14 protein-coding genes, 2 pseudogenes and 1 other annotated feature are annotated in these 16,352 nt (G+C 58.3%); of the genes and pseudogenes, 8 read left to right on the top strand and 8 right to left on the bottom strand.

The window, feature by feature from the left end; genetic code table 11:
- Positions 1-566: 566 nt before the first annotated feature.
- Both IVB50_RS13685 and IVB50_RS13690 read right to left on the bottom strand, forming a co-directional pair.
- The gene (locus IVB50_RS13685; RefSeq protein ID WP_247296010.1) at positions 567-788 is read right to left on the bottom strand and encodes a hypothetical protein; all 222 of its coding nucleotides are present in this window, start codon (positions 786-788) and stop codon (positions 567-569) included.
- A 3-nt stretch (positions 789-791) separates the two neighbouring features.
- Positions 792-1,013 (bottom strand): hypothetical protein, encoded by a 222-nt coding sequence (locus IVB50_RS13690; RefSeq protein WP_039799447.1) that lies wholly within the window; start codon positions 1,011-1,013, stop codon positions 792-794.
- Between the two features lie 1,212 nt (positions 1,014-2,225).
- Here IVB50_RS13690 and IVB50_RS13695 point away from each other — a divergent pair.
- Positions 2,226-2,426: pseudogene (locus IVB50_RS13695) on the top strand (DUF2285 domain-containing protein); the annotation flags it as partial.
- 219 nt (positions 2,427-2,645) lie between these two features.
- Here IVB50_RS13695 and IVB50_RS13700 read toward each other — a convergent pair.
- Entirely contained in the window at positions 2,646-3,014 is a 369-nt protein-coding gene (locus IVB50_RS13700; protein ID WP_247296012.1) for a hypothetical protein, read from the bottom strand.
- Between the two features lie 931 nt (positions 3,015-3,945).
- Entirely contained in the window at positions 3,946-4,134 is a 189-nt protein-coding gene (locus IVB50_RS13705) for a hypothetical protein (protein ID WP_247296014.1), read from the bottom strand.
- A gap of 261 nt (positions 4,135-4,395) precedes the next feature.
- Between IVB50_RS13705 and IVB50_RS13710 the strand changes: the two genes are divergently transcribed.
- The 4 genes from IVB50_RS13710 to IVB50_RS42280 all read left to right on the top strand — a co-directional run bounded on the left by IVB50_RS13710 (position 4,396) and on the right by IVB50_RS42280 (position 5,885).
- A complete protein-coding gene (locus tag IVB50_RS13710; protein WP_247296015.1) occupies positions 4,396-5,013 on the top strand; it encodes an MFS transporter in 618 nt (205 codons plus the stop codon).
- A 62-nt stretch (positions 5,014-5,075) separates the two neighbouring features.
- The gene (locus IVB50_RS13715; RefSeq protein ID WP_247296060.1) at positions 5,076-5,228 is read left to right on the top strand and encodes a rubredoxin; all 153 of its coding nucleotides are present in this window, start codon (positions 5,076-5,078) and stop codon (positions 5,226-5,228) included.
- 64 nt (positions 5,229-5,292) lie between these two features.
- Entirely contained in the window at positions 5,293-5,670 is a 378-nt protein-coding gene (locus IVB50_RS42275; RefSeq protein ID WP_253076217.1) for an FMN-binding negative transcriptional regulator, read from the top strand.
- 17 nt (positions 5,671-5,687) lie between these two features.
- On the top strand, positions 5,688-5,885 hold the full coding sequence (locus IVB50_RS42280) for an FMN-binding negative transcriptional regulator (protein WP_346771301.1): 198 nt from the start codon (positions 5,688-5,690) through the stop codon (positions 5,883-5,885).
- 132 nt (positions 5,886-6,017) lie between these two features.
- Here the strand turns inward: IVB50_RS42280 and IVB50_RS13725 are convergent, their stop codons facing one another.
- Positions 6,018-6,863 (bottom strand): transglycosylase domain-containing protein, encoded by an 846-nt coding sequence (locus tag IVB50_RS13725; RefSeq protein WP_247296017.1) that lies wholly within the window; start codon positions 6,861-6,863, stop codon positions 6,018-6,020.
- Positions 6,864-7,578: 715 nt separating this feature from the next.
- On the opposite strand from IVB50_RS13725, the pseudogene IVB50_RS13730 reads away from it, so the two are divergent.
- From IVB50_RS13730 to IVB50_RS13740, 3 genes and pseudogenes are all read left to right on the top strand, one after another.
- Positions 7,579-7,869 (top strand): annotated as a pseudogene (locus tag IVB50_RS13730) (transposase); the annotation flags it as partial.
- Positions 7,860-7,975: a sequence feature (AL1L pseudoknot), on the top strand. It overlaps the preceding pseudogene by 10 nt.
- A 335-nt stretch (positions 7,976-8,310) precedes the next feature.
- A complete protein-coding gene (gene metC / locus IVB50_RS13735) occupies positions 8,311-9,696 on the top strand; it encodes a cystathionine beta-lyase (RefSeq protein WP_247296020.1) in 1,386 nt (461 codons plus the stop codon).
- Between the two features lie 804 nt (positions 9,697-10,500).
- Complete coding sequence (locus IVB50_RS13740; protein ID WP_247296022.1) at positions 10,501-11,226, top strand: LuxR family transcriptional regulator; 726 nt, start codon at positions 10,501-10,503, stop codon at positions 11,224-11,226.
- A 478-nt stretch (positions 11,227-11,704) separates the two neighbouring features.
- On the opposite strand, the gene IVB50_RS13745 is transcribed toward IVB50_RS13740, so the two are convergent.
- From IVB50_RS13745 to IVB50_RS13755, 3 genes are all read right to left on the bottom strand, one after another.
- Positions 11,705-12,442 carry an outer membrane beta-barrel protein gene (locus tag IVB50_RS13745; protein ID WP_247296024.1) on the bottom strand — a complete coding sequence of 246 codons (738 nt, stop codon included), beginning with the start codon at positions 12,440-12,442 and terminating at the stop codon, positions 11,705-11,707.
- 1,260 nt (positions 12,443-13,702) lie between these two features.
- The gene (locus IVB50_RS13750) at positions 13,703-13,972 is read right to left on the bottom strand and encodes a hypothetical protein (RefSeq protein ID WP_247296027.1); all 270 of its coding nucleotides are present in this window, start codon (positions 13,970-13,972) and stop codon (positions 13,703-13,705) included.
- Positions 13,973-15,208: 1,236 nt separating this feature from the next.
- Positions 15,209-16,237 carry an LLM class flavin-dependent oxidoreductase gene (locus IVB50_RS13755; RefSeq protein ID WP_039799450.1) on the bottom strand — a complete coding sequence of 343 codons (1,029 nt, stop codon included), beginning with the start codon at positions 16,235-16,237 and terminating at the stop codon, positions 15,209-15,211.
- Positions 16,238-16,352 lie beyond the last annotated feature (115 nt).

Here is a 16,352-nt window from a genome sequence, read left to right on the forward strand (position 1 = left end):
TCACACCCCACCCGCACGCCCTCAGGCGCATCATCTCCGCCACGTCATCCGGCGTCTTCATCACCTGCCCCCGTGGATCATTCCACGCCGAGCTTTCAGTGATTCGTTCCCGCTTCATTCACTCTCTCCTCAGCTATCCGAGGAGGGGGCAATTCCTCGTGACGCTGAGGGGGCAGTTTTCCATGGCGCGCGACACTACAAGAAAAGTGAGTGCCATGACGGTATCGCGAAATGCCCGAACCATGTTGCCCCCAACTGATTGGCGAGGGAACTTAGCATTGCAACCATGACGATCAGCGGCGTCGATGGGATATCCGGCGCCGTCTTTCTGCACGGAGTGCGCGCTCGCTGAACCAACCGGCCAGCAGGACCGCAAAGGCGGCAATCTCGCCGGGGCCGCCCATCGGATCAGCGAAGCCCGGTCGTCTGCTGGCATCGCCGCGAGTGCATCAAGTTCGGCGCCCTTGTCCAGCGATGTACCGGCGAGGCGGTCTAGATCGGGGCCTAGCGCCTTGGCGAGGTCGGCGCAAGCGGCAGCCTGATAGGCATCGCCGACGGCGAACCGCCTACTGTTGTGGATCGCCGATGTCGAACGCGCCTAAACGGTAATCTTCGCCCAACGATTGCTCAGTCGTTGGCCCCACAATCAAAGTGAACGTCGCGTTGGGATAGCGCGTCCACACTTCGATGTCGTCTGACGTAACGGTTAGATAGCCGAAGAAGCATTTGTAACGGCCGGGCTCTGTCATGCGGCCGATCTTCTCCCAATTGATCTTGTTAACGCGCACGCCCTAGCTCCACTCGTTTTCGGGGAGCGAGCCGGGCGGCGGTTTGAGTTCTTCTAGGCCGGCTTCGATAGTTGTTATTTCGTCTTGGACGGCCTGAACAGCGTTCGCGGGATCGATGCCGGAGACAGCGTGTAGTTCGCCCAGCATCTTGCGCCGATGCGCGAGCAGGTCCGTCAAGGCACGTCGGTCCCGCACCTTCACGTAGCCGGCGACGATCATTTCCATGGCTGTTGACACTGCGTTGCCTCCACTGCGCCTTTGAGTTATCGTGGCCGGCTAAGCTCCAACAGACCGGCTTCCGTCATACGATATTCGACGCCTTTGCCCGTTGAGCGTCGCTCCATCCATCCGTTTCGTAAAAGAGCGAGCGTCGTTCCGGGGCTGTCGGGAAGCTTTAACGAAGACACCCAATCGCGGTCACGAAGACGATCGAGAAATTGCCGGTGATAGTGCTTAAAAAGCGACCTGCGCTTTTCTTGCCGACGGCTGTCTCGCAGTATCGTTTCAGGCGGGAGTTCGGTTTCCATGCGGTTTGTTGCCATCGCATGGTTTACGATCACTTAACGACCGGGAACAGCCGGCAATCTTTTCTAAATGGTTCATGGTTGTTGTTTTGCGGCATGGGAGGACGCATCTGCTTGGTTCGTGCCACTGTCAGGCGAAGCTATGCTCGCCTGGTCCATCGAGGTTGAATTGCATCCGCTTGTAGCCGATAGCATCAAGTCGACCGATGACCAGCCCGACTGCCAGAAGGGGAGTCTTTGACCTTGCTCAAGGCGGTTTGAGACAAGGGCGCTTAGAACCCAACACGCAGCCGAACGGCGCCGCCATGACGTTGCTGAGGTTGTGGGGCCGGGTTCCTAGGAATACCGGGCCCGCCTTGTTTTACCGGCTCAGGTGGCGGCCGCGATCCGCCGAGAGATGCTCCACATTGGCATTGAACTTCCGTTACGGCGCGCAGGCGCCGCGGTCCCAGCTGGGCGCGTGTTTGGCGTCGGTGCCGGCCCATCCCAAGCCTGCATGTTGGGCTGGCCGGATCAATAACCAGTGTGCAACATGACCGGGCTGTCGAGTGCCGGCAGTCCTACGGCCCCGCGCTGCGGTAGGTGCGGACCCCGAAACGCGGGGGCGATTTGGCTATCCTGTCCAACTTCCCTAGCGACTTGGAAGCGGCCGCGGGCTGCATGGAATGTCGCAGCGGCGCTGCCTCGGTACTCGCCCGGCGCGCTTCACAAGAACGCCGGATGACCAGCCCTACCGCGGGCCGAATTGGGAACGCCGGCGCGCATACCGATCACGTCAACCCGGATCGCGCGGCAAATAAATCAGCCACATTTCGCAGCGGCCTTAGTCCCGTGCCGGCGCCCACCCGGGCGACACAAAGACCGAGAATGGTCCCGGCGCTGCAACCAACGATCGCAAGGAAGCACATGTTTCTATGATGAACAGCACCGCATCACCTATCTCCGCATGCTTGATGCCGATGCGGAAGGCGCTGACTGGCGCGAGGTATCGCGGATCATCTTGCGCATTGACCCGGAACGTGAGCCAGCGCGCGCTCGGCCCGCGTTCGAGAGCCATCTTGAGCGCGCGAAATGGGTCGCTGACAGTGGGTACCGTCAGCTGCTGCGGCAAGGATGGCCTTCGGCTGCTGAAAGGGCTAGGTCACGACAATGGCCGGCGGGCATCGCTGCCGCCGGCCATCGCTTTGCGCTACCTGTGGCTGGGGGGCTGATCGGCAGCGCTGATGGTCAGCCTGCCGAACCCCGATTAACAACCCGTTAACCAATTCGGGCAGGCTCTGGCTATTTCGCGGGCAACAACGCGGCGGTGTGCTGGGACCTGCGTTGAACCAGTTCAATGCTTTCGCAGCGGTATTGCCACATCCACGACCACGCCTCCGCCGTCTCTGGTGAACGCCTGACACCCGACTGCTGCGTTAGGAAGAGCAACGCTAGCTTGTTCGCCGTCGTCCTTGAGTGCGGTTCTCTGGCATCGATGAGCCGCCGCCTGCAGTTTTTTCGGATCGACACCCGTGACCGCGCTTCCTGCCGTCGCGGCGAGGGCAAACCAATCATTTGACGGGAAGCCGCTCGCGTTCACAAACTTTGGATCGCAGATTAAGACCCTGTCCGGCTTCTTGAAAAAGACACTGCCGCCGGAGGCCGAGAAGTGATCGAAATGCGTGTTTCCCGCTCGATGATCCGAGCCGTTATCTCCCTGCATTCCGGCGTCTCGGCGGACCGCTCGCCGGCAATCGCGGCTGTGAGCCGGCATTCCGAGAAAATCATATCCGTGAAGAGCACCGCATTTATGCCAACGAGAAGCCGGAGGCCCATGCCAAACAGACGGTGCACTTCTAATCTCTTGGGCTCACTAACTTTGTATCCGAAGCCGCGCCGACTATTCGCATCTTCTCTATCGGCGCCTCCGTTGTATCGGCAATCTCATACGTTTTATTGCTGCCGGAATATAGAAAACGACGGCTCCCGTCACGTCGGGCAGGTGCAAGAAGTAAGCGGCTTTTTCGACCGCGCTACGTCGAAGGAAGCGCCTCGGAAGGGACTTCCCTGAGGAGGAAACCTTCAAATCAACGATTACCTTCTCCGTAGAGCTCACTCCCGTTGATCGCTCGACGACGATATCAGCCTCTCTATCAGAGAACAGTTGGCTCTGTTTGACCCTAACACCTGGCACGCCGCGCAGCGCACCGACGAGATAGCCCGCAATAGTGCCCACCGTACGAAGATAATGCGGTCTCAATTGATCGCGAGAAACCAAAGGGTCATCTGTATGTCCTTGAGCAAATCTGAGAAGGGCGCTCGTAACTAAGTCAAGCAGCGGTGTGCCTGCCGGGTCGTCGGGGTGGCGGCAGGCGCTCGTGGGTCCGCCGCAGTGTCAAAAGCAAGTTTCCCGTCGATCTGATCGCAAAGAACGATGGCGAAGACCGTGACAGATACGATTGACATCAGGCCTTCGTCCTCGTCGAAATCGAGAGCGTAGTCGTGGGTGGAATGGGTTGCGCCATTCGGTCCGGTAACGCGTAAATTGATCCAACACTTTCTTTCGAAGTAGATCAGCCTGACCGAGGAACTCCTCGATTTTGTGGGGCGCGATACGCGACGGGTCCTTGCCAGCGAGCACTCGGAAAGCTTCCTTAACCCTCAAAAGCTTGATTGCCGCGAAAGACAACATCGGTGAATAGTGTTTGGTCTGGCTCGGATTGTCCTCGCTTGTAGTGCTTGATGGCGGCGTCAATATGCGCCATCACCGCCTTTAGGCCGATTTTATAGGGGCCTGCAGGCAGATCTTTGATTTTCTGATCGAGAATTTTCTGAAGGTCCATCGAGACACTTCTTCTTACCAAGCGATGGCATCTTCGTTGCAATTCTGGTCGTGCTGGCGTGTCGGCTAACGCTCGGGGAGGAAGGTTTCCGTGCTTGGGGGTGGCGTATCCCGTTCTTGCTGTCCGCACTTCTCGTCGTGTTTTCGATCAATCTTCGTCTCAAGCTGAGCGAGTCGCCGGTTTTCGAGCAGATGCGCCAGGCCGGCAAGGTCTCGCGCGCGCCGGTTCGCGAAAGTTTCGGCACGAGACAAGGATTTGGTTATGCGCTGTATGCTCTCTTCGGCGACGGCGGGTCTGGGATGCGTGTGGTACACCGGGCAATTCTACGCGCTGTATTTCCTGCAGAGCGTTCTCAAGGTGGATTTCCTGACGGCGAATGTCTGCGTCGCCATTGCCCTAGCCATCGGTACGCCCCTGGTGGTCGTGAGCGGGGCCTTGTCAGACGGCATCGGACGTCGTCCGCTGATCGTCACCGGACTTCTGCTCGCCGCCGCGCTCTACATTCACATCTACATGGGCGTTGCAAGCGCCACGGCTGCGCACAACTACGTGGCCGTCACCGCGCTATTCCTGGCGCAACTCGTCTTGGTAGTGCTGGTGTATGGGCCGAATGCCGCGTTTCTCGTCGAGCTCTTTCCGGCGCGGCTGCGATATACCTCGCTGTCGCTTCCGTATCCCATCGGCACTGGCATACTCGGCGGCTTCGTTCCGCTGATCAGCCTCTCGCTCGTCAGCTACACCGGCAACCGGCAACATCTACCCCGGCCTGATCTATCCCATCGCGATCGCACCAGCAAAAATGCAGTTACAAGTTGGATAGGCCAGACTCGCCCTATCGACCTCATGAACACTGCCCGACGAATATGGAAGCTGTCATGAGCAACGAAAGTGCTCACGTGAACACCGAGATCGCGTCCGACGCGCCTCTCTACAAGACCTCGATGTGTGCGTTGTGCGGGCTCATTTACAACGAGCGAGACGGATGGCCTGAAGAGGGCATTCCGCCCGGCGCCCGCTGGGAGGACGTGCCCGCAGATTGGATCTGCCCCGACTATCGTGCTGGCAAAAGTGAATTCGAGATGACCGAGGTCTGAACCAAACCGTTGATGCTGCGCGACCCTATGGTGCACGGCGTCCCACAATGCCAAAGGAGTTATCATGTACGTCCCTCCGCACTTCGTTGAGGCTCGCGCCGAGGTATTTCACCATCTCATTGAAAAAAATCCGCTCGGCATCCTCTTTACCAACGGGAAGAGTGGGTTTGACGCGAATCATATTCCCTTCGAGCTGCATGCGCACGAAGGTCAGCAGGGCGTGCTTCATTCGCATGTCGCTCGTACGAGCCCTATTTGTCAGGATCTCGCCACCGGCGATGAGGTTCTGATCGATTTCCGCGCCGCGGATGCCTACATCGCGCCAAACTGGTATCCGAGCAAGGTCGAGTCCAAGAAGCAGGTCCCGTCCTGGAACTACATGGTTGCGCATGTGTACGGACGTGTCACGATCCGCGATGATGAGCGTATGTCCGCGGCATAGTCGCGCGCCTGACGCGCATTCATGAGGCGAAACAGGCCGATCCTCGGAAGATGACCGACAGCCCCAAGGACTACATCGGCGAGATGCTCAAGATGATCGTCGGCGTCGAGATCGAGGTCACACGCCTCATAGGCAAGTCGAAGCTCAGCCAGAACAAAGAGGTCCGAGATATTGTCGGCGCCGGCTATGCCCTAAAGGCACAGGGAACAATGTGATGGGCGAGGCAATGCTGGCCGCAGCCGTCAACACGGAGCAGGCTTCATAGCCAATCAATCAGCTGTGCTACCCTCCACTCGTTGGCAGCAGTGGCAATCATCTTCCGCGAGATCACGCTCACCTCGATCGCTTCAATTCGGCGATGCGTCCTGATCCATGAAGATCAGGCGTGCCGGATGTTGCTTTGCCGCGAACAGCTGATCATTGGTGATGAGCCCGGTCTCGAGGAGGGTGTCCAGAACCAGGTTTGCACGCTCACGCGCATTCGGAAGAGCAACATGCGAAGATAGATCTAGTGGCGCATTTATCAGGCCGGCAAGCAAGGCTGCTTCGCCAAGCTCGATATCCTGAACCTGCTTCTGGAAATAACTCTGCGCAGCTTTACTGACGCCGAAGATGCCGCCTCCGATCTGCACACGGTTTAGGTAGATCTTCAGGATTTCATCCTTGCTGAGCCGCCATTCGAGCCAAATTGCGACAAGCGCCTCCTGAATCCTGACCTCCAAATTTTGTTGATCTGAGGGGAATAGAATTCTCGCAACCTGCTGGGTAATGGACGATCGCACGGCCTGTGTGCCCGGGGCGGCATGCAATGAGAGCGCGATCGCGGTAAGGTCAAAGCCGAAATGGCTATAGAAGCGGCGATCCCCGGTTGCCAATGTCGCCTTGACTAGGACGTCCGGAAGCTCCTTCACTGAAATCGAGCTGTAGGTCGCGCAAGCGCTGGTCAGACCCGTGCGACATTCCGGCAGACAGAGTGTGGGATCGTCGCCCTGGCTCCAATCCTGATCACCTGTTTTCTGAAAAACGGGGTTTGCCACGATCATTAACAGTATGAGGCTGATGAGCCCGAATGTTAAGGCCTCGGAAAGGGGATCGATGATCGTACAGCGCAAGGATCGACGAACAAGCCTTGCACCGCGCATAAGCTCCGTTAGCATGCAGGCAATCGAAGAGACACGCGTGGCTCCAGCCATCATACGATCTGGGATTGGGGTTCTTCTTCGCGGTATCATCTGACTCACTTGCGTTTCAAATTGTTTTGAACTTAGCGCGTCGAAACGCGTGCTGCCTGCGGCACGCCGCTCCGTTCGGACGTCCCCGCCAGACAAAGCATCTGTCGTAGTTCTGGAGCCGCGACACGCCGCAGCACAACGTAAGAACTCGCGCATCAGCTGCACCTTGCCGAGGGTGCCGGCAGCGAATTCTGCAGGTGAGAGGTGAGCCCGTGTGAATTTGTTTAGCCCTCGCGGGCTATTGTCGAGCGCTTCTGGTCCGCAAGATCTGCTTCTGGTTGCCAGCACGCGGGTTGCTCGAGCGAGTTGCGCGACGGCGGATGACTGCTGCAACTCTCTGCGGAGTGGGCCGTAGCCATATGCAGCCGCGCGCGCTCTCGTCGGATGCGAAAGCGCCGAGTACGGACGCCGTAGCCAGCCCCACCGGCGGCGACAATCGAAAGGACAATAAGAGCTGCCACCATCATCTCAAGCACGCCTCGCAGATCCTCAATGTCCCGCGCCTGCACCTTGAGGCCGGAATGTGTCTCGGGTTCGGAGAATCGAACCGGTAGTTAGTACAACTTGACGCTAGGTACGATTCAAGTGGTGTTAAGGTCCAGCTCTCGATTCAGTCAGGTATCGGTTTGAACCGCCCGGGTTTGTCGGACGCTCCAACTCCTGAGAGGATGGAGCCATGACGAGCAAGACGACGGACAAATTGTCACCCGAGGTCCGAACCCGAGCGGTTCGGATGGTTCTGGATCTCTCCGGCGAGCATCCTTCGCGCCGGGCGGCGGTGAGATCGGTTGCGGCAAAGATCGGCGGCACACCGCAAACGCTTCGTGACTGGGTCAAGAAGGCGAGATCGACAGCGGGCAGCGGACCGGCGTTCCGACTGAGATGGCCGAGAAGCTGAAGGCCCCGACGGGAGAACCGCGAGCTCCGGCAGGCTAACAAAATCCTACGGAACGCAAGCGCCTATTTTGCGATGGCGGAGCTCGACCGCGGGTCCAAGCCATGATTGCCTCTTGATGATCCATCGTGGGCGCATGGGGGTGAGCCGACCTGCAAGGTCCTGCCGATGCGCCCCCTCGACCTACCACGCCGATGCGGCCAAGCGGCGCGATCCAGCCAAGCGGCTGCAAAAACAACGCCAACGCGCGAGTTCATAACAAGTGCAATTGTCAACCCACATCAAGATCGTCCCGATTTAACCGATTTGGCGAGGAGCCCACATGCAGCGTCTTTTGTCCGACAAGAAAGTCGCCTGGTGCCGAGTCATTCGATCAGTCCTGGTTAATCCGCCTGCAGCCCGCACCCCGCGCGTCTGGCCCAACCTTTGCTGTAGTGATGGACCCACTGTAGATCTGCATGAAGCTGACCACCGACTTTCAGGAGCGCGGTCCGGCACGGTCTCGCTGTGCGGTTGACCGCGCTTTCGGTGCGGGAGGAGAGCTGCTCTAACGTTGGATATGATGACGAAGAGGGCGTCGATGCAGAGTTCTCGAGTGGTCGCGCCGGAGACGAGTTGCACGTTGTGGGCATTCGCTGCGCATTAAGCGGCGCGATCCCAGATAGGAGAAGTATGGATCGGATCCCTTCGGGTAAAGGCTTGCCAGAGCCCAACACGAAATTGTCTCATCTCGGTCGCGCGCCGGCTGAACACGCCGGGATGGTCAATGTGCCTGTCTATCGAGGTTCCACGATCGTTTCGGAAAGCCTCGAAGAGTGGGATAGGCGCAAGCAGAATCCAGTGACGAACTACGGACGATTCGGCTCACCGCTGTCTCGCGCTCTCGAGGCTGCCATTTGTGAACTGGAAGGCGGGTATCGTTCGATCTTGTTCCCTTCGGGGCTCTCTGCGTGCTCCCACGCGCTTCTCGGGATCCTGAAGGCCGGGGATCATGTTTTGATCTGCGATAACGTCTATGAACCGGTCAGGATATTCGCGAACGAGGTTCTAACTAGGTTTAAGGTCAAAGTGGAGTACTTCCATCCCACACAACCTTCGGATCTACTCGCGAAGATTGGAGCAAAAACGCGAGCTGTGTACCTGGAGTCCCCGGGGTCACTGACGTTTGAGGTACAGGATCTTCCCGCGCTGTGCGCGATCGCGCATCATTCGGGTGCGCTCGTGCTCATGGATAACACTTGGGCGACGCCGCTCTATTTCAAACCCTTTCTCCATGGCGTCGACATTTCGATCCATGCCGCGACCAAGTATATCGTTGGTCATTCCGACGCCCTTCTGGGCATTGCTACTGCTAACAAGGAAGCGTGGCCGCTCCTGCAGCCAAGCGCTCATCATTTCGGGGAGATCGCTGGGCCAGATGACATCTATTTAGCTCTTCGTGGACTGCGGACACTAGCCGTTCGCATGAGGCAGCATTGCGAAAATGGCATCAAGCTGGCTCAAAGCCTGGAAGACCACCCGGCAGTGGGCCGGGTTCTACACCCTGCGCTCCCAAACGATCCCGGCCACAATATTTGGAAGCGGGATTTCTTGGGTGCAAGTGGCCTGTTCGGCGTCGTTCTGAAGGCTATGCCCAAGGCCCAGCTTTCGGTTTTCTTCCAGAAACTGCGCCTTTTTGGAATCGGATTGTCGTGGGGTGGGTACGAAAGCCTTGCGCTGCCTGTCGATGATCCTCCACGAACGGAAGCTAAGGTTTCATTTGATGGACCGTTGATTCGTATTCACGCCGGCATCGAGAGGCCGAGTGATCTCATTGCGGACATGCATCAGGCGCTGCAAGCCGCCTGCGAACACTCCGTGAGCGACGCTGCTTACCAGGATGAGAGCAGAGACGGGTGATTTCAAGGGCAGTATTGATGGTGCGAGGAGGCCGATATGAGCGACGCTTGGGGGCGCTATCGCAACCATGCGTACGGCTTCTGTCCGTCAATGTGCGTGAGCACAACGCCGATGTGTGCGGTCGGTTGGATCTCATTTAAGCCGCAGGCCATTGCCGTATTCGGATGATTCGCTTGCCCAAACATGTCCGGGTGCTTTTGAACACGAGCGCTTGGCAACAGGCGACCGCGCAACCGGGAATCTCCGGCTTTCCGTTCGGTACGGCGCGACCGCAAACGGGTATATCGCAGCGGATGCATGCCATTTCTGCGTCTAATTGCCTCTGTGCCCTATGACGCGGGCGCCGGGTCTACTAGCTCGGCTGGCCCCCGGAGCAGAGGCGCGGAGGCTGACCCAAGGCGTAAACGATCGTTCGCGTACTTGCCGATGCGACATACATTCTTCAGCTAGCACCAACAAGGTTGTCTCTCTTGCGACGAATGTCCGAATTGTAGCAGTGAACGTGGCGCCCAGTTCTCCAACACTCCTGCTTGCGGCAGTGCTCCTGCCGCCTCAGCTGGGACGACATTTGCTGGACGCTTCAGGTCCGCCTCCTCCGGAAGAGGCGCATGCACAATGTTCTCTATCGAGCAGCTACCCGATCTCAGCCAACTCGATTGCAGCTCATGACGAGAAGTATGACTGTCGCGTTCGGTCGAGCACTTCGAAGCAAGAGGAGGCCGAAGTGGCGCAGGGCCCTGCCCAAATCGATCCACTCAAAAGACGCAGCACCGGATTGCCTAAGTCGGTGGCGGGAGGCACCAAATGGACCTATTTTGCTTCATCGAATGCGCAAAACAGAATCGATCTCCCGAGGTGTTGTTCGATCTGCTTGTGAGCTGCTCGAGCGAACAGGGCTTCAGTCAAGTCGCTTACGGGGCGCTGACGGACGCGGAGCCGACCCGCCGGCCAGAGTATCTGCCAGCCGCCGTGACAGTGAACTTTCCTTCCGCGTGGCGCGAGCGCTATGCTGAACGCCGATACAATGCCATCGATCCTGTGGTTCGGCGTACGACGATGCAGTCGGCGCCGTTGCTATGGGATCAACTCGCTCACAAATATCAATTGCAACCCGGCGAAATGCGTGTGTTGAAGGAGGCCAAAGAGGCGGGTCTGAAGCACGGCGTAACCGTACCACTGTTCGGACCATTTGGACAGCTATCAGTCGTATCCTTTGCATCCAGCTTCGACGATGTCGACCCTGAGTATCGCCTCAGTCGTCTCAACGCATTGGCTTGGCAGTCCCATCATACATTTACAGAAATCGCGCCCTCATCGGAGGGCAAATGCCATATGAAAGTGGCCCTATCCGAACGAGAAAAGGATTGCCTCCGCTGGGTGGAAGAGGGGAAATCATCCTGTGAAATCGGAGTCATCCTGAGAGTCAGCGAGAATACGGTGAACTTTCACCTGAAGAACCCGATGCGAAAGCTAGAGACGAACAGCCGTACCCATTGCCTCGCCAAGTCGATTCGCCCCGGTCTAATCTGACGTTTCGGCGCCGCTGCCCCGTACCGACCTATGTCGAAGTCACGAGCGAGCGATCTGACCAGCGTGGCAACACGACAGCGAGGACACGTTCAGCCCAAGGTGCAGAAGATGCTGTCGCCGCGAATAGCTGACAAGCCTGTCGTCTCGTCGTCTTCGGGGGCATAGATGCGTATCCCGCCGAGGGTTGGTCGAGTTTTCGAGGCGGGAGAGGTTCGCACGATCGCCTAAATCCGACGTGGACTGGCCATGACGGTAGACGATTCGGCGTATCGATGACGCGCGTGCGATCACAGTGATCTTCGCAAGCGTGCTTGGTTGTGGATGCCGCCACCCATCAATATGGGAGCGGTTTTCGGGCCTGGGTTGCGGCAACCTAGTCGCCTGGGATAACGGTATCGCTTGATGCAGCAAGCCTGCACTTGCAAAAACAAGCCCCGGCCATGGGCCGGGGCTTTCGATTCCTCGTTCGTACTGCTGATCAATATTTCAGAAGAAGCGGGCCGCCGAACTTATAATTGAGCCGGGCAGTCAGAAGATCGAAATCCTGGCGGACGCGATCGGTTCCGCCTGCGGGCGCGGCGAAGTGCACCGCTCCGGGCTGCATGAATAGGTGGTCGTACTCGAGGCTGACCGACCAGCTCGGCGCGAAACCGTACTCAATCCCAGCTCCCAGCGCACCACCCCAAAGAATGTGGTCGCTCTTCCCAAGCTGCGCGCCCGTGAGGGTCGAGCTAATCTGATAGGTATTGCTCGTCACTGCGGCACCACCTTTGGCGTAGAATAATACGTTGTCTACGGCATAACCGATCTGCCCTGTTACCAGGCCGAACGCATCAATCTTGGTCTGGTTGATATCCGCAAACGCGACGCTGTCATTCGAGCCAGTCAAATCAGCCCAGTTCCCCTGGCCTTCAACACCAAGCACGATCTGGCCCGTCTGCCTTCGATACCCGATCTGGCCACCCACAGTACCGCCGGTCGCATCATGGCAGCCCTCAGGTGTGCCGCCATTGAACTCCCAGCAATTCGCGCTTGAGCCAAAGCCGCCGTTCAAGCCGACGTAGTAGCCGCTCCAGTCATAGATCATAGCCTCAACAAGCTGCGGAGCTTTGCCATAAAGAGGCTGGACGGGCTGCGCAGCCAGATCCGCGCCGAATGCGGGCGCAATCGCGCCGAGCGCCACAGTGCTTGCAGTCGCGAGCAACAAGTTCTTCATTTCTACTCTCATGTCTTGAGTGCCCCGAGCCTCGCGCGTCTTAACAACATCCGCACGGATAGCTGTAGCTGCACCGCAACATTTCGTCGGAAAGGAATGCTTGAACCGAACCCTGCGTCAGGTTGCGGCGTTGCGGATCACGCTTCGCAATGCTCTTTCGCGTGCGAACCAGATTGCGTGGCGTCGGCGAAAAGCGTGCTGCTGATCTCAGCGGATGAAGCGCACCGCAACCCACACGAGGCCCAGCCACACCGCAACCGAAAAGAGCAAAGCGCCTTGCAACGCCCTTGCTCTTATCCTGTGACGCCACCGAAGGAGCTGCGATGAGCAACCGGTGAAGCGCCGACCCCGTACAACAAATATCACGTCATCGTAATCTGCGAACCGGAAGTGAGAGCGATGCTTTCGAATATACGCCAGCCGCTCAGTGGGTGAGAGGCACTGCGCCCACACCTCCGATGCCTCATCATCAAAACACGTGCTGTTCTCCAGGACCTCGGCGAGGCGCTCGTCGGGTTTCATGATGCATCCGCTGTAGTGACTATCGCGGATCGAGTTCTAGGAGGGGAGCCTAACCTTGGAAACCTCTCGGTTTAGGTAGGCGAGTTAATTCGAAGTCGTGCGGTGGCTCTGGATCAGCCTTCTGGCCCAGTGCAGATGGACACGGGCATTGAACCGGAGTAGATGCCGCAGGAGAGTGAAAGGTGCTCCTTGTGGATGGTGTGCACCAGCGCTTGTTAGAATTCGGTCCGGCAATGGCTTCCGCGCATGCTAAGATCACACAAACGTACGTTGCAAGGTCCAGGGCCGGTCGCGAATACACGGCTGCCGATCCGATCATCCGTGAACGGCCGGCTCGCCGTCGTCACCGTCAGTGTCTCGGGTCAAATCGGCCAGCAGTCGCACCTTGCACCGCGCTGTTGGGACTGACTGCACGCGCGTGCCCTCCACGCCGCCTCCCGATTTTGTGCTCGACGAACTGACGGCACCCGGCGTTCGCCCTCTTATGGCAGATCGGCAATTGCCTTGCTTGAGCAAGGCCGAATGCCGCATTAGGAACCACGGCGTGCGGGAACTCGGAGCGGCGGCGGAGCAGAACTGCCGGAAGCCCTGGCTTGCGAGAGACCTCAGGCAGGCGGCAAGCGCGCGCCGGTCCCTCGTTGAAACAGGGCACGATGACATCCACGCTGGGCAAAGCCCGATCTTGACCGGGTCGTACGGCGGCAGTGAGGCGCGCCGATCGCTGGAGCGGGTCCTGCATCAACGCATCTTGGGATGAGCGCTGCAGATACCAACTTCGTTAAAAGGATCCTCAGGGCGGCGCGGTTCACTGGTCATGAACATCTTCATTGCAAAGTCGAGCGACCGGTATGCTCGATCGCGGGCGGCCTGCGGCAAATCAGGAGTTGCGTCAATCGCAGCGCGCGCGTCGCTCATAATCTTATCTTTTGCGGAAAGAAGCTTTGCATCTAGGATTACATGAAGCGTCTCTCGAACTTCAGGTGAGATCGCGCTATCGCCATCGATCAATTCTCGAAATTTCCAAAATATACGCTCGACTGCTACCGTCGACCCGAGGACTGACATTAGCCTTGGTGACATCATTGGCCATCTCCTTCTCCAGCCTGAATCTCGGACTATCCCAGCGAAATTAGACCTGTCCGCGTCGCGCACCGGCGCGCGAGGCGACCCTGAACAGGCGAATGACTGGGATACATGTCGGCGGCTACACCCCAGCCGGCGTGAGACGGACGTTCAAGATATGCTCAGCGGAACTCGCAAGGTGCGATTTGCGAGCAAGGCACTTCTCTTTCCTGTGCTCCAAGCCGTAACGCGGTAGCGCGCGGTGGCTCACGTGCAAAACGGAGGGTATGCGCCGCTTCCCATTTGCCACAACACATGCAGCGGCATCGGAGTTGGACTTCTGCCACGCGCGCGTTTTGTGATTGCCTGGGTGCATCGACATCGAGCCTCCCGATCCCGCGATGGTGTGTTGGTCGTGCGCCACGTTGACCTCGATCATCTCTTGTTTCTCCATTGGTCGCGGGGTCGAGCGCAGAAAGGGCAGCCCCTTAAACGCGCAGATCATTTCCATGTGTTGGATTCCGTATCTCGGATTGGTTCGTTTCGGCTACCATAACTGTCCTCGCCACTGCACGGCTATGCTGTGCAAACCGTGCATTTCACCCACCACCGGCCACCGCGCTTCTCCGCGCGCAGCTTGCCGCGGCGGATCCGAGAGAGCACCCCTTCGGGGCTTATGTGGTTCATCGCTGCGAATCGCTGAACAGTGAGGTAGTCCTCATGCAGAGGCGGAGGGGTGCTAATTCCGTGCGCAGCCAGCAGAATGCGCAGCGAAGCCAACTCCGCCAGCACGATCTCGAGCTTACGCGCGATCTCCTCCATCTGGTCAGAGCGCTGCCGGGACCGCGTCACGACAGGCCCGCCCGTGCGATAAGCCACATCTTGGATTCGTGTGGAATGCGATCGACGAACTGGCGCGCCAAAGCGGGATGAGCGTGAGCCAACTCACCTGGCCAAGCAAACCACTGCGCGGGCAATATCAAGGCATGCAAAATGGGAGGCACGGCGTTTATTGCCCTCGAGACTACACCTTGGTGATGTAGTCGAAAGGGTCTCATGCGCGTAAGAGCCACTTGAGCCATAAGAGCGGCCTGACAAATGCATCCGGCTGCGGTGCTCATGGGCCTCGGTGTTGCCATTTATTGCATGGTCAAGGGCGAACTGCTTGGAATCGGCTCACCATCAGTGCTCTGCCGCCATGAGCTCGGAGTGAATCGCAGTTGCTGTGTTGAGGCAGGCATCCAGTGACAGAGATCCGAAGGCGAGCTGACAAAGGAGATAGTTGGCGCCTGCCTCTTCCACGTGATCGAGAAGAGTTTGGCGCACCGAAGCGCGGGATCCGACAACGCACAGTTCACTCTCAATTGCGGCATCCAAGGTTAGGGGCAGGTTGGATGGAGGCGGGATGTCATTGAGGTCGTACAAGAACTTAAAGCTCTTGAGCCAGGTTTCGTAGGCTGGCGCGGCGAGGGAGCGGGCGGCTGCTTCAGAGCTGGCAATTACGACCATGCGGAGTAATGCGAGAAATGGTGCTGAACCGTTGGTGTCATACTTCGCGTTTCCATGAGCGCGATAGCGATCTGTTACTTTGCGAACGGCAGAAGAGGGTCCCATGCACGCCAGATTAGCGCCATTCGCCGCCGCCCAATGCGCGGACTCTGGCCGATTTGTAGCAATCCATGTCGGGGGACAAGGACGCTGGTGAGGTGAAAGCGTCAAAGGAACGTCGCTCAGCGCAAAATGTTGCCCTTTGTACGAGAGCGGGCCGCCATTCATCGCGTTAACGAAGATTTGGGAAGCTTCCTCGTAACGGCTAGAGGCAACATCGGCTCCAACCCCAAAATAGCTCAGTTCGATCGGGAGGGAGCCGCGACCAAGGCCGACCTCGACTCTGCCGCTGCTCAGGTGATCCAACATGCAGATCTCCTCGAATGCCCGCAACGGGTGGTAGAGGTTGAGCAGCATGACCAACGGACCAACGCGAAGTCGCCGTGTGCGTTGTATGACGCTTGACAGAAACAAGTTCGGCGATGGACCGCGTCCGTGGGGGGTGCAATGATGCTCTGCCAGATGATAGGCATAGAAACCGAGCCGGTCGTAGGCCTCCGCCAGCGCGAGGCGGTCCGCGTATTGCCTGGCGATATCGGGACCGTCCTCGTCAAGATGATCAAAAATGCCGCAGGTCAGGTTTGAGGGAAGAACGTTTCTCACTCAGTTATCTCCTATAGAGAGGACCGGAGTCCGCTAGGTTTTTGGGGTTCAAGAAGCGCTCGCTGGCGTGCATATGCTGCGAAGCCGTTCTCAGCAGCTCGCAATGCGCCGACCG

This window comes from Bradyrhizobium sp. 87 (genome assembly GCF_023073015.1).
Taxonomy (GTDB): domain Bacteria; phylum Pseudomonadota; class Alphaproteobacteria; order Rhizobiales; family Xanthobacteraceae; genus Bradyrhizobium; species Bradyrhizobium canariense_D.